At 38.4% G+C, this 12,334-nt stretch carries 15 protein-coding genes, 1 pseudogene and 1 riboswitch; of the genes and pseudogenes, 2 read left to right on the top strand and 14 right to left on the bottom strand.

Annotated features, from left to right (window positions below; all coding sequences use genetic code 11):
• The first annotated feature begins 34 nt into the window (after positions 1 to 34).
• Positions 35 to 502 carry an Hsp20/alpha crystallin family protein gene (locus JFV29_RS16960; protein WP_201185383.1) on the top strand — a complete coding sequence of 156 codons (468 nt, stop codon included), beginning with the start codon at positions 35 to 37 and terminating at the stop codon, positions 500 to 502.
• Between the two features lie 243 nt (positions 503 to 745).
• On the opposite strand, the pseudogene JFV29_RS16965 reads toward JFV29_RS16960, so the two are convergent.
• From JFV29_RS16965 to JFV29_RS16990, 6 genes and pseudogenes are all read right to left on the bottom strand, one after another.
• Positions 746 to 1,511 (bottom strand): annotated as a pseudogene (locus tag JFV29_RS16965) (CAP domain-containing protein).
• Positions 1,512 to 2,002: 491 nt separating this feature from the next.
• A complete protein-coding gene (locus JFV29_RS16970; RefSeq protein ID WP_201185385.1) occupies positions 2,003 to 2,443 on the bottom strand; it encodes a FixH family protein in 441 nt (146 codons plus the stop codon).
• 17 nt (positions 2,444 to 2,460) lie between these two features.
• Positions 2,461 to 3,876 carry a sensor histidine kinase gene (locus JFV29_RS16975; RefSeq protein ID WP_201185387.1) on the bottom strand — a complete coding sequence of 472 codons (1,416 nt, stop codon included), beginning with the start codon at positions 3,874 to 3,876 and terminating at the stop codon, positions 2,461 to 2,463.
• Positions 3,869 to 4,558 (bottom strand): response regulator transcription factor, encoded by a 690-nt coding sequence (locus tag JFV29_RS16980; RefSeq protein ID WP_201185389.1) that lies wholly within the window; start codon positions 4,556 to 4,558, stop codon positions 3,869 to 3,871. Before JFV29_RS16980 ends, JFV29_RS16975 begins: the two co-directional genes overlap by 8 nt.
• Positions 4,559 to 4,563: 5 nt before the next feature.
• Positions 4,564 to 5,526: a YncE family protein gene (locus JFV29_RS16985; RefSeq protein ID WP_201185391.1), complete on the bottom strand. Its 963-nt coding sequence runs from the start codon at positions 5,524 to 5,526 to the stop codon at positions 4,564 to 4,566.
• 109 nt (positions 5,527 to 5,635) lie between these two features.
• Positions 5,636 to 5,950, bottom strand: coding sequence for a hypothetical protein (locus JFV29_RS16990; RefSeq protein WP_242486041.1), 315 nt, complete (start codon positions 5,948 to 5,950; stop codon positions 5,636 to 5,638).
• A 76-nt stretch (positions 5,951 to 6,026) separates the two neighbouring features.
• On the opposite strand from JFV29_RS16990, the gene JFV29_RS16995 reads away from it, so the two are divergent.
• Positions 6,027 to 6,272 carry a hypothetical protein gene (locus JFV29_RS16995; RefSeq protein ID WP_056520764.1) on the top strand — a complete coding sequence of 82 codons (246 nt, stop codon included), beginning with the start codon at positions 6,027 to 6,029 and terminating at the stop codon, positions 6,270 to 6,272.
• Positions 6,273 to 6,309: 37 nt separating this feature from the next.
• Here the strand turns inward: JFV29_RS16995 and JFV29_RS17000 are convergent, their stop codons facing one another.
• From JFV29_RS17000 to JFV29_RS17030, 8 genes are all read right to left on the bottom strand, one after another.
• Complete coding sequence (locus tag JFV29_RS17000; RefSeq protein WP_201188176.1) at positions 6,310 to 6,477, bottom strand: hypothetical protein; 168 nt, start codon at positions 6,475 to 6,477, stop codon at positions 6,310 to 6,312.
• A 63-nt stretch (positions 6,478 to 6,540) separates the two neighbouring features.
• Positions 6,541 to 7,467 carry a CobW family GTP-binding protein gene (locus JFV29_RS17005; protein ID WP_201185393.1) on the bottom strand — a complete coding sequence of 309 codons (927 nt, stop codon included), beginning with the start codon at positions 7,465 to 7,467 and terminating at the stop codon, positions 6,541 to 6,543.
• Positions 7,468 to 7,591: 124 nt separating this feature from the next.
• Positions 7,592 to 8,125, bottom strand: a complete 534-nt coding sequence (locus JFV29_RS17010; protein WP_056520768.1) for a cupin domain-containing protein — start codon at positions 8,123 to 8,125, stop codon at positions 7,592 to 7,594.
• A 24-nt stretch (positions 8,126 to 8,149) separates the two neighbouring features.
• Positions 8,150 to 8,779, bottom strand: coding sequence for a methylthioribulose 1-phosphate dehydratase (locus JFV29_RS17015; protein WP_201185395.1), 630 nt, complete (start codon positions 8,777 to 8,779; stop codon positions 8,150 to 8,152).
• Entirely contained in the window at positions 8,776 to 9,435 is a 660-nt protein-coding gene (locus JFV29_RS17020) for a 2-hydroxy-3-keto-5-methylthiopentenyl-1-phosphate phosphatase (protein ID WP_201185397.1), read from the bottom strand. The genes JFV29_RS17015 and JFV29_RS17020 overlap by 4 nt, the downstream gene beginning before the upstream one ends.
• Before the next feature lie 6 nt (positions 9,436 to 9,441).
• On the bottom strand, positions 9,442 to 10,674 hold the full coding sequence (mtnW, locus tag JFV29_RS17025; RefSeq protein ID WP_201185399.1) for a 2,3-diketo-5-methylthiopentyl-1-phosphate enolase: 1,233 nt from the start codon (positions 10,672 to 10,674) through the stop codon (positions 9,442 to 9,444).
• A 45-nt stretch (positions 10,675 to 10,719) separates the two neighbouring features.
• Positions 10,720 to 10,851, bottom strand: coding sequence for a hypothetical protein (locus tag JFV29_RS31195; RefSeq protein ID WP_274607022.1), 132 nt, complete (start codon positions 10,849 to 10,851; stop codon positions 10,720 to 10,722).
• A 1-nt stretch (position 10,852) separates the two neighbouring features.
• Positions 10,853 to 11,005, bottom strand: a riboswitch (SAM riboswitch).
• A 124-nt stretch (positions 11,006 to 11,129) separates the two neighbouring features.
• On the bottom strand, positions 11,130 to 12,308 hold the full coding sequence (locus JFV29_RS17030; RefSeq protein ID WP_274607024.1) for a pyridoxal phosphate-dependent aminotransferase: 1,179 nt from the start codon (positions 12,306 to 12,308) through the stop codon (positions 11,130 to 11,132).
• Positions 12,309 to 12,334: the final 26 nt, after the last annotated feature.

Below are 12,334 nucleotides of genomic sequence, written 5' to 3' on the forward strand. Positions count from 1 at the left end.
CCTGTCAGTTGATTGCAGGAGAGAGGAATTCAACATGTTTCCTTGGAATTCACTTTTTTCTTTAAAAAATAATTCAAACCAAAAGGATTTCATGAAAAATATGCAGCAAAGTGATGTACAGTCGTTCATTGAAAAGATATTTTCGCAGATGATCCCTGAAAATATGCAAGGAATGATGCAACAAAACGATACTAGCTCACAAAAAGAAAATACTAGAACTGAACACCCTTTACATGCCGAGGTATTTGAAACCCATTTATTTGTCTTTGTAAGAATTCCCATAGAAGATGAAGCATGGCTAAAAAAAATGAAACTTTACCATACATCTAATCAATCCATCGTTGAGGGAATCCCAGAAGCGACGGACCGGCATGTAATTACATTGCCTGCTCTTGTAAAGAAGAAAGGAGCATCCGCACAATTTAAAGAATCAACATTGGAAATCCGTCTGCAGAAAAGTTTCAATGCCCAGTATTCGGAAATTGATGTATCTGATATTTAATTTGGCGCTACTGGAGCCTCACTAATGAATAAGTGCGGTTCCTGCTTTTGTGTTGATGCGAGTATTTGTAAAATCGATGCTATTTATAGCAGTATCGACTAAAATTATATTCGGATTTGATGGAATTCATTCTATTTAGAATCAATTCCCTTATCTATCCTATATATTTCAACGACTTAATAAAAAAAAGAGTGCACCCATATGATTCCCAGGGTACACTCTACTATTAATCTATCATTCTTATTATTTTCCGATGAACTGTTGAGTCCAGTAGTTACCAGATTCTACGTAGCCTACTCCGATATGAGTAAAACTTGAGTTCATGATGTTTTCACGATGTCCTTGGCTGTTCATCCAAGCTTCAACTACTTCTTCAGGTGTTTTTTGACCTTGTGCGATATTTTCCCCAGCTGATGTGTAGCTGATTCCAAATTTTTTCATCATATCAAATGGAGAGCCGTAAGTTGGGCTATTATGATCAAAGTAATTTTTGTCTTTCATATCTTGAGATTTCAAACGAGCAACCTTGCTCAATTCTGTATCTATTTTAAGAGCTGCCAATCCTTGTTTTGCACGCTCTGCATTAGTTAATTTAACCACTTGTTGTTCAAAAGCGCTTAATTCAGAGCTTGTCTCTGTTTTTTCATCAGTATTTTTTTCAGGTTGTGAATTCGTAGTTCCAGCTGGTTTTTGAACTGGTTTTTGAACTGGTTTTTGAGCTTGTTCTTGAGCTGGTTGTTGAACTGGTTTTTGAGCTGGTTTTTGAACTGGTTGTTGAACTGGTTGTTGAACTGGTTGTTGAACTTGTAAGGATTGTGAAGCGAGGTAATGTTATGTTGTATTTAGTTAAATATTGGTTAAGGACTTTTTGCATATCTTCTTGATTAATAGATTTATATGTTACTTGTTTAACAGTATCACAGTTTGCTGCTTCTGCTTGGTTAGCTCCCACTCCAGTGAAAATTATAGCTGCTGCTGCTGCTGCTGACATAAACATTTTCTTTTTCATTTGTAATTCCTCCTGTAAAGTTCATTGGTGTTTTGTTTCTGGATTCATCATAACATGCGTTTTTTGTAATATAGGAACCATCTATTTCCATATGTTTTACAGGTAACGAATGTGAAAAAATTTTGATCCAAGTTTCAGAGAAAGTAATCAAAAAAGCTTTCTCTATCGATGTTTTGGGATCTAGTACATATACTCATATTTTTCCAGACAATCCTTGTCAATGGTAGTTACATAGAACCATTTCCATGGAATACTAATAACTTTTAGTTGACATCTCGTTGCCAAACCCTTTAGTATGACTTTCTTTACTTTTATGTTACAAATTTATCGATTTAAAGTTGATTTTCGTCATTTTTATGTGTACTTTTTTCTTAAGTAATGAGAATTCAAAATTCATATACTCTAAAACTATTTTAAAACCCTTAATTTTTACAAAAATAAAAAACAATCCGGGTAAACCCCGAATTGTTTTAGTTTTATCAGTAAAATTATTATTTCTTTTCTTCATCATTCATCTCGTCCATTTCCTTTTTACCTCCGTTTTCTTCAGGCTGACTTGGTTTGCCTATGACGAATTCCTCTTTAGGCATGTTGTGCATATTCCTTGCCGTTACATGAGCATAAACATAATAGGTTCCTTCTTTATCAAAGGTTTTTTCCAATTCATAGATACCTTTTCCTTTATGTTTTACAGCCGTTTTGTCGTGGTCATCACTATTTGCAAGCCATATTTCAAAACTGACATCATCCGCATCCGTCACTTCTTCATCCCCATAAGTCACTTTTGCCTGAAACTTTACCGGCTCATTTATTTCTCCTTGAACAGGATCGACAGTTAACTCGACATTTAGCATTTTCGGAATTTCCTCTTCCTTGCCACATCCTGCCAACAAGATTAAAGCTGTACATAATAACATTATCTTTTTTATCATTGAACGTTTCCCCTTTTTTATGAAGTCCAATCTTCTTTTATGGTCGGAAGCACAATGCTGACTTTTGTACCTGTATGTTCCCTGCTTTCTATTTCAATTTTACCATTTTGTAGCTCCACCAATTTTTTCACGATGGAAAGACCCAGCCCCGATCCGCCATCAAATCGGCTTCGTGCTTTGTTTACTCTATAAAAGCGATTCATTACATAAGGTAAATCAGCTGCAGGAATCCCGTTGCCCGTGTCAGTGACTATGAGCTCGCAATCTCCTTTATACTGTCTTAAAGTAATTTTGATGAATCCATCTGGATTCGTATACTTAACGGCGTTATCAAAGACATTATGAAGGATTTGCTCTATCCTTCCTTCATCTCCTAGTATAATTGGATCCGGATCTAGTTCGAGCTCTAAACCAAGCTGCTTTTCTTTTAATATCGGTTCATATTTGGCAAGTACATCTTCAATGAATTGTGCATAGGCAATCGGAGTTTTATTTAAAGTGAATTGATCACTGTCCAATTTAGATAAGTCCATCAAATCACCTACAAGCCGCTGTAGCCTAAGTGCTTCCCTTGAAATAAGTTGAAGATATTTTTGCTCTTCTTCCTCATTTTTCACAACACCATCCAATATAGCCTGCGTGTAACCTTTCACGTAACTTAGCGGCGTCCGGAGTTCATGGGCAACATTTTCGAGAAACTCTTTTTTTCTTTCTTCCTCTAAATGAATGGATTTGGCCATTTCATTAAAAGCATGTGCTAGATTCCCTATTTCATCATGGCTCTTTACCTGAATCTGTATGTCATAATCTCCCTCTGAGACACGATGGACAGCTGTCTCGATTTCCTTAATCGGACTGACTAGCTTTTTCAACCATTTTGTTGTCAATAAAATGGAAACAATTAAGAATAAGAGAACGGCTGCCATCCATTTTGCAGCAAATTCCTTAAGTAAATCTGTAATCGAGTCTACAGGAATATATGTATAGATGATACCTTCGAGGCGGTCTTCATCAATCAAGGGAATGATAGCCGCTACGATGTTCTTTTCAAACCTTTTCTCATACCCCTCTTTTTCAACAACCTTTCCATCTAAGAGCATTTGCCGTTCTTCTGCAGAAATGAGGGTGTCATAATTGATTTCAAAGGGAAGGCAGGCACTTAATTCCCTTGGATTATTGACGACAAAGACCTCGCTGTCACTTTTACTGTTAAACCATTCAACTTGTTGTTTGAAGTCATCACTGATCTCACCTCCGAAATAGTCCGCTCCAAGCAAGGAAGCTTCATTGACTAGATCGGTTTTCAACTTTTCCACATACAAATTTTTATAATAATATTGAGAAAGAGAATAAGCGAACAACACTGAAAGAATGATTGCTGTAATAATAGTTAGCCATAGTTTAAAAGAGAGTGATGACCACTTATTACTCATTTTTTTCCTCAATCTTATAACCAATTCCCCAGACAGTTTGAATATAATCGGCCGCCCTCAATTTCATCCTAAGCGTTTTGATATGGGTATCGACCGTACGTAAAGATCCTCCATATTCTCCGCTCCAAACATTTTCAAGTAGTTGTTCACGGCTGAGTGCCTGATTTTTATGACGCATAAGAAATAGAAGCAATTCAAACTCTTTCAAGGTCAAATTGATTGGCTTCCCATCTAGCAGAACCGTTCTTGATTGGAGGTTTAAATTGATTTTACCGAATCGGACGGAAGTTTGATTTTCTTCATTCAATGAGATTTTCCCTGTTCTTCTTAATACCGCTTCCACCCTTGCTACGAGTTCACCCGGATTAAATGGCTTTACAATGTAATCGTCCCCACCGAGCTTCAACCCTTTTACCTTATCCCATTCTTCACCTTTCGCACTAACAAAAATTACAGGAACATCCGAACTTGAACGGATTTTTTCACAGACGCAAAAACCGTCCATTTCTGGCATCATGATATCCAAAAGGATTAAATCGACTTCATATGTTTCAACCAGACTTATAGCCTCTTTACCATTTGCAGCTTGAAGGCATCGATACCCTGAGTTAAGCAAATACATTTCAACTAAATTACGCATATCTTCTTCATCATCAACGACTAAAATGGTGTAACCGTGCATGTTATCTACTCCCTCAACATCAATTGAAATGGACCTTGACCGACTTTGATGGTTTTTTTAACCTCGACTGTTTCAGCATCCATTACATACACTTCATCACTATCATATCCCGCCACAATCACGTCTTGTTTAAAGTTCGCCATTTCAAAAGGATTGACGCCGACCACTCTGCTTTTCACTTCTTCATACTGATCATTCAATTTATATAAGGAGCTAGTGCCGTGACTGAGGATAAAAATCCCTTCAGCATTCTCAATGAACTTTATCGGCATAGTTGGGGCCTTCAACTTTTGCTTCAACTCTCCCGTTTTTGCCGAATAAATATAGAGATTTTCTTCTACTTGGTCTCCAACACCATGGCCGCCTATCCAAACTTCATCCTTTTCTTCCCTTAATAAGGTGCCTGTGGAAGAACTATGTATCGGAAATTCCATATCCACCTTTTTCGTCTCCAGATTGATTACCGAACATTTGGTATCGCCAAAGTTAATGACATACAAGCGATTCGCTTTCTCTCCTTGAAGAACGGTCAATGGGCTTTTCCCAACCTTGACTATATCCTGCTCCTCACCTTTATCATTTAAAAAATAGATGGAATGATTCGACTGATTGACTGCCACGATGCTTTTTCCGTCATGAAGCAACAGCATATTGACAATCCCTTTCCCTATTTCCCAGCTGTCTATCAGTTTTCCGGCTGATAATGAAAACACCTGGATTTTCTCCATCTCTTTTCCATAAAGAAGTATAGTATCTTTATCTGCTAGGAGCAATGCTCCGGTAAATGGTTCTGAAATATCCCAATTGGCAAAAGGTTGATAGTTTTTATCTATGAATGTAAGGGACGTATCCTTAATATTGACTGTCGCCAAAAAAGATTTATCTTTGTTTATTTTTGTATATGTATCACTTCTATTACACCCACTAAGTAGTATGACGGCAAACAAAAGCGCAACACCCCACTTCATATTTTAGGCTCCTTATTCATAAAATATCTATTTTTTTTAAATTTTAACAATGAGTTGTGAAAAAAGTATGAAACAAAAAAGAATATTAACTAACATTCACTTGTGATATTTACTTCGAGGATGAGAGCCTTTCGAGTTCCGTAACATAGGCCATAACGATTGCGTTCTTTTTCTCATCAGAAAGCGAAGATTCCATCACCCGTTTAATGCTGAGGTAAAACTTTTCAAGTATTGGTTTTCGGGCACGAGGATGGGTGTTTTCATCTAAAAGTTCACGTCGGATAAGTTCTGATAACACTTTTCCCCCTTCCCCATTTGTTATCTTCCGATTATTCCAGATACTTATATATGCTTCCAATAATGCTTCATTCATGACCGTTTCTTTCATAAAATTATCCCTTCCATCCATTACTAATTTATACATATTAAGAATCATTTTCGTAAAGACTACCTTTATAATACGATTACACTTTTAAAAATTCAAAAAAGGAGTGAGTATAATGTCTCAAGTATACCGCTGTCCGAATTGCCGGACAAATAAATCTCGCTTCAATCTCATTCAGCAAATACCAACACCTGTTAAAAAGGATCCGCAATCCGGTGAGATTGTTGAACAATACTCGAACGATTCTCTTCAGCCATTCCATCTAGCTTATAATGGTCCTGAAGTTCGTGTGCAATGTGCAGCATGCGGGTTAATTGAAGATGAGAAAACATTTGCAGCCTTTGGTGGGTTGCAGCAATAAAAATGGTCAGACCCGTTTAATGGGGTCTGACCATTTTTCAATCTTTTTTGACAGCCATTTTGGCCCGGTCAATGGCAATTGGAATAGCTTTTCCATCCTTATAGCCTTCATTAAGTAAGGCATTCGCAATCTCAATTGCTTTTTCTCGGACATCTTTATCAAGATTATTCATTGAATCAGGGTAATCGTTTTTATTCCATGGCACAAATACCGCCTCCTTGAAAAGAAAGTTAACTTTCTTTTCCCCTCTTTCATCGGCAGTAATCGTTTAATGTGGTGCTTTTGCTTCCAAAGCTTTTAACTGACTAATCATCATTTCTTTATCCAATTTCTCACCGATAATAACGATATTTAGTGGCATTTTTATCATTTCATTCATATACATTGGCATTCCGTATGAGTATTGAAATAAATGAGGGTATTGTGAATGTGTGAAGGAAATGTATCCTTTCATTCGATAGACCGTTTCTGGAAGTGCCCTAAGCCAATCTTCAAAGTCGGTTTGTACCACTGCCCCTTCAAATGTATGAACAACTGCCGTTAAATGCAAATGGCTCTGGACATCCAGTTTTTGATGGACTTTATGCTGTTTCCTTTGCATCTGTTGCAAAGATATCAAGGAAACAGCTGCATACTCTGTCAATAAACATACAGCTTCAGGATTCAGACCTTGAATGGAATAAATAAGTTGGGCTGCCTCCATTTCGCTTACTAGATCCGCTTTATTTAATAAAATGAAATCCGCATGATGGATTTGCTCAACAAGCAACTGGCGTAGCTGTGGAGAAAGCTCATCTCGGTCGCGCCACCTCAACAAGTCAACAACTGTTATAATCCCTTTATATTCCAGTTTTTTCGCGAATAGCGGTGACATAATACCATCCAGCACTTCAACTGGATGCGCAGCACCTGTTGTTTCAATATAAACGGCGTCTAAATCATTTTCCGTCAACAATTCATGCAGCTGAACTTCGAGCTTATCCTGAATTGTACAACAGATACAACCGTCAAACAGCTCCTTCAGAGGTACATCATCACCAATCAAACCGCTGTCCACTGAAACACTGCCGAGCTCATTTAATAGCACGGCCACTTTTCTACCCGCTTCACTTTCCTGCTTTAATATATTTCGAAGAAGCGTTGTTTTCCCGCTACCGAGAAAACCACCTAATATGTACACTTCGGTTGTTTTCATTCGTATCTGCTCCTATAATCCAGCTAAATTTAATTCCGTTAAATTTTATCATACTTGCCCTTCTAAAGCACCCGCGAAGGCCATATAAAAAAACCAGCCCGATAGCTGGTTTTTCTCAATTGATTTATGCTTGAACTTCGTCTTTTTCGTAAATTGGAACCCAACCTGCTGCTGTTACGAAGATACGGACAGCTACAGTTTTTCTATCTTCTGCTAACGTGAAGTAATGACGCGTCGATTCTGGTACGCTGATTAAATCTCCAGGATTCAGTCGTACATCAAACCATTTTTGTTCACTGCCTTCAATAGCAAAGATACTGGTTCCACCTGCTATAAAACGTACTTCATCATCTTCATGATGATGTTCCTGCTTAAAGTTTTCAAGCATTTGATCCAAGTTTGGGTTTGCATCGGATAGTGTGATGATATCATGTGCTTTATATCCGCGTCTTTCAGAAATCTCTGCAATCTCTGATTTGAACGTTACAAGGATTTCATCTTTATCGTCATCCGTTAGATCATATTTTTCTACCAGATGGGACGGTAATTTCGATATATCCCATTGTTCGTATATAACACCTTGTGTTTCTAAAAAATTTTTTACCTGTTCACTGTTTTCAATAACCTCATTTGTTTCATGGAATCTAATTGTAGCCATTACCTATTCCTCCTCTATGAGTTTTTATCTTATCGAACCTGCAAATGCCTGTTGCTGATTGAGCAACAGTTGGTATTGAAACAAAAATTCACATGCTTCTAGAATTCTTTTTGCTTCGAGTCCACTTTTCCCCCAAACCGTGATTCCGTGATTGCGAATAAGCACCGCTCCTGAGTCTTCTTCAACATGTGGCTTGAACTTTTCAGTTAACAAAGGAATGTCAGCGTGATTGTATATTATTGGAATTCTAAACTCTGCATCTTCATTCCATCGCCCTGTCGCTTTAATAATTTCATGATTACGGAAAGTCACTTCCCCTTCATCTCCATATAATTCAGAAATCACATTATTTTCTACAGTATGGACATGGAGTACACAGTTCGCATTAGTTTTCTCGTAAATCACTGTATGAAGCAGAGTTTCAGCAGATGGCCTCAGCTCTGTTTTCTCAACTGGGATTCCTTTTAAATCCACTAGTAAAAAGTCCGCATCCGTTTGCTTCCGTTTATCCTTACCGCTTGCCGTAATATAAAAGGAACTGCTTCTAGACTCGCGAATGGATAAATTCCCACTCGTCCCCATAAACCAATCCCGTTCGGCAAGTTCAGCCTTAATTTCCGCTAATTCCTGCCACTTTTTAGTATGGTTCTTCATGCTTTTACCTCCATCTGCTGTTTTAAAATGTGCATCACATCATAAAACGTTTCAAATCCTTGATGGGGAATCTCTTCTGTTCTGCATCTCTCAAGCAGTATGTCACGGGCGATTACAAAATCAGCCTGCTTTGCCGCTTCAAAATCAGTCACCGAATCTCCAATAACAATTTTATAATCATCTGCTTCTGTAATTTCCCTCATTATAGATGGCTTACAGCAACCACAATCATTGTTACATTGTTTATCACAAGTATGCGGCCACTCAATTAAGATCTTTTCCTGATTGAAATAAGCTCTGTTGCAATAAACACGATCTGAAGGCAATATATCATTTAAAAGCGGTTCAATAAAAAAGTCCATACCGCCACTTACAATATACAAAGGTATGTTCGCTTGTTTTGTAAAATCCACAAATTCGTTGAACCCTGGGCGAATGCCGGCTGTATCCTTCACATATTGAATAATGTCTTCCTTTAGACTACTGTCAAGCAGGGAAAACATTTTCCCAACTCCTGTAGATATACTGATTTTTTGCTGAAGAACACCGTCTTTTAGCTCTTCCCATCCCGGAGGTGCAAATTTTTTCATGATAGCGATGATATTATCTGAGTTAGTAATTGTTCCGTCAAAATCACAAAAAATAATCGGTTTCATTATTCCTTACAAGCCTCCCCATAACTCAAGTGCTTTGCTTAGTGCTTCATCTTCATAAGCCGCATCAGATAATGCCTTGCCTGTAAGAACAGCCTCTACAGCAGAACGGAAAGCCTTTGCCCCGCCCTTTGCTCCGTCGGGATGTCCGTGGATTCCACCGCCTGCATTAATTACGCTGTCCTTCCCAAAATCCTTTATTAGATTAGGAACCATTCCCGGATGAATACCTGCTGAAGGAACCGGGAAGGCTTTTTTCCATGACGGCTCATCTTTCGTCAAAGCTTCAGCGATCGCTAATGTTTCCTCTTTCTCAAGTGCCACATTTCCATATGGAGAAGGGAATAGAGATAAATCCGCACCTGATAGTCTTACTAATTTTCCAAGCAATAACGCGTAGCTGACACCATAAAATGACGATGAAGCTACTGCTCCGCTATATGCAGGGTGAGCCATGATCGGTAGATTAATACGATCGTTTTCACGCAAAGCTTGAAGTACATCCAATCCATATGTATGAACGTTAAATAATAAGGCATCGGCACCTGCTTCTGCTGCACGCTCTGCCTTTTCTAATAATTCAAATGTTTTACCTGATAGATTGACAGCATATAAAGTTCGATGGCCCGTTGTTTCATAGACTTCTTTCAAAATTTGTCTGCCCGTTCTTATTCTATCAATGAATGGGGTCTGCTCCTGATCGAAGAGAATCTCATCATCTTTTACCAGGTCGACTCCTCCTAATGCTTGTTGTTTCAGCTGCTCATTATGGAATAAGAGATCCCGTCCTAATACCCCTTTAAAAATACTCATCACCAAAGGCCGGTCCAATACGTTAATCTTTTCTCTTATACCTGTAATCCCAAATTGAGGTCCTGGAAAAGCCTTGTGTATATCGCCAACAAAATCCAAGTCAATCAGTTTGATTTCCCCATCCAATGACAATTTACCGAATACTGTCGTGAGAATAGCCGGTAAATCATTAGAAAAATTTCCCGACGGGTAGGCAATTTTTATCATCGAACGGTACACCTTACGATAGAAAAAACGGTTTGCTCTATCTGCTTCAGGTAGAGGGTTGACGGAAACAACACGTCCTTTATGTTTCTCCAACTGCTTCTGGACCAAATGAGGCAGGTCCGTCCATGTTCCTACTGTCAAACCTAAGGCAATACTCTCGGCTTTTTTCTCATGTTCGCCATTGAAATCATGAATTAAATAAGTAGCGATTATCTCGCTCATCTGATCACTCCTATTAAACGTTAGTAAAGTCTTGAAGTCAGTATTCTAATATCTGGCTAATACGGTTTCTATCCATTTTCCTATTACCTCGATATATGGAGAATGGAATCTTCGACTGTTAATCCATGTTAAAACAATAAAAGCCCCTTCATAAAGAAGAGGCTTTAAAAAAGCCATCTTCTTATCTCCCAGCTTATAGCTGCAAGAATTAGCACCGTGCCTTGTGGATTCCAAAAAAATCCGGCGAAGAATTCCGCCCCATTTCGCAATGGAATTACGGTCGGTTGCTGGGCTTCATAGGGCTAGTCCCTCCACCTGCTCAAAATAAGAAAACGCTGATATATTTAAACTTCAAGTATCAAAAGATTAAGAATTTATTTTGTATTCTGACAGGTAATCCATACTTTGTCAATAAGTTTTCAACAATTTAACGGTAGCTAACTTGGAATCTTCCACTATTCTCCAAATAAATTCAATGCGCGAATCCGTTCAACTGCTTCTTGAAGCCGTTCTTCAGAAGTAAGTAACCCCACCCTAACATATCCTTCTCCAAATTCACCGAATCCATTTCCAGCAGCAACAGCTACGTGAGCATGCGTTAATAAATAATCAGCAAAACTCTCGGACGTGAAACCTTCAGGAATCTTGAGCCATGCAAAGAAAGATGCTTTAGGAGCTTGGACATCCCAGCCGATGGAACGTAATCCATCAATAAAAACATTTCTGCGCCCTTCATATTTGTTCACTAATTCTTCTACGCAGCTTTGTGAATCTAGTAACGCACTTGCCGCTGCTTCTTGAATTGCAGGGAAAAGACTTACATAAAGATGATCTTGCAACAGTTCAAGAGCTTCGATGACACTTTTATTTCCAACAGCGAAGCCCACTCTCCACCCTGCCATATTATATGTTTTAGATAAAGTATATATTTCGATACCTACATCTTTTGCCCCCTCTGCTTGAAGGAAACTAATCGGTTTTTTTCCATCAAATCCAATCGCTCCATAAGCAAAGTCGTGAACCACACAAATTGAATGTTCTTTCGCAAACGAGACGGTTTCCTCAAAAAAACCCTCAGTTGCTGATGCTCCAGTTGGATTATTCGGATAGTTCAAGAACATCATTTTGGCTCTTTCAAGGGTTTCTGTATGTATTTCTCCATAATGCGGAAGATAATCATTTTCTTCTGTCAAAGGCATGAATTCTGTTTTTGCTTGGGCTAAAACTACACCAGATAGATAATCAGGATAGCCTGGATCAGGTACCAGAATCGTATCCCCGGGATTCAATAAACATTGTGGAAGTTCGACAAGTCCTGCCTTTCCACCAAATAGAATAGCCACTTCACTATTAGGATCTAACTTGACACCATATTCACGTTCATAAAAGACAGTCGCAGCTTCTTTTAAGTATTGATGTCCTCGGAAAGGAGAATATTTATGATTTATTGTATTTTCTGCAGCAGTCTGCAAACTTTTCACAATATGCTCTGGCGTCGGCTGGTCAGGATTTCCCTGCCCTAAATTAATGACATCATGACCTTGCTCTGTAATTGCCTTAACTTTTGCAACTAGAGAAGCAAAAAACTGCTTGGGTAGTTCCTGAAGCTGTCTGGATTTTTCGAATTGCATCATTAAACACCTTCTCTGAAATTTCTTGA

Source organism: Peribacillus sp. TH16 (assembly GCF_016651095.1).
GTDB lineage: Bacteria > Bacillota > Bacilli > Bacillales > DSM-1321 > Peribacillus > Peribacillus butanolivorans.

Coding starts and splice junctions, on each gene's coding strand:
- JFV29_RS16970 (WP_201185385.1), bottom strand. CDS start 2,443: ATGATAAAAAAGATAATGTTATTATGTACAGCTTTAATCTTGTTGGCA.
- JFV29_RS16995 (WP_056520764.1), top strand. CDS start 6,027: ATGTCTCAAGTATACCGCTGTCCGAATTGCCGGACAAATAAATCTCGC.
- mtnW (WP_201185399.1), bottom strand. CDS start 10,674: ATGAGCGAGATAATCGCTACTTATTTAATTCATGATTTCAATGGCGAA.
- JFV29_RS16980 (WP_201185389.1), bottom strand. CDS start 4,558: ATGCACGGTTACACCATTTTAGTCGTTGATGATGAAGAAGATATGCGT.
- JFV29_RS17030 (WP_274607024.1), bottom strand. CDS start 12,308: ATGATGCAATTCGAAAAATCCAGACAGCTTCAGGAACTACCCAAGCAG.
- JFV29_RS16960 (WP_201185383.1), top strand. CDS start 35: ATGTTTCCTTGGAATTCACTTTTTTCTTTAAAAAATAATTCAAACCAA.
- JFV29_RS16975 (WP_201185387.1), bottom strand. CDS start 3,876: ATGAGTAATAAGTGGTCATCACTCTCTTTTAAACTATGGCTAACTATT.
- JFV29_RS16990 (WP_242486041.1), bottom strand. CDS start 5,950: ATGTATAAATTAGTAATGGATGGAAGGGATAATTTTATGAAAGAAACG.
- JFV29_RS17010 (WP_056520768.1), bottom strand. CDS start 8,125: ATGGCTACAATTAGATTCCATGAAACAAATGAGGTTATTGAAAACAGT.
- JFV29_RS16985 (WP_201185391.1), bottom strand. CDS start 5,526: ATGAAGTGGGGTGTTGCGCTTTTGTTTGCCGTCATACTACTTAGTGGG.
- JFV29_RS31195 (WP_274607022.1), bottom strand. CDS start 10,851: ATGGCTTTTTTAAAGCCTCTTCTTTATGAAGGGGCTTTTATTGTTTTA.
- JFV29_RS17020 (WP_201185397.1), bottom strand. CDS start 9,435: ATGAAACCGATTATTTTTTGTGATTTTGACGGAACAATTACTAACTCA.
- JFV29_RS17015 (WP_201185395.1), bottom strand. CDS start 8,779: ATGAAGAACCATACTAAAAAGTGGCAGGAATTAGCGGAAATTAAGGCT.
- JFV29_RS17005 (WP_201185393.1), bottom strand. CDS start 7,467: ATGAAAACAACCGAAGTGTACATATTAGGTGGTTTTCTCGGTAGCGGG.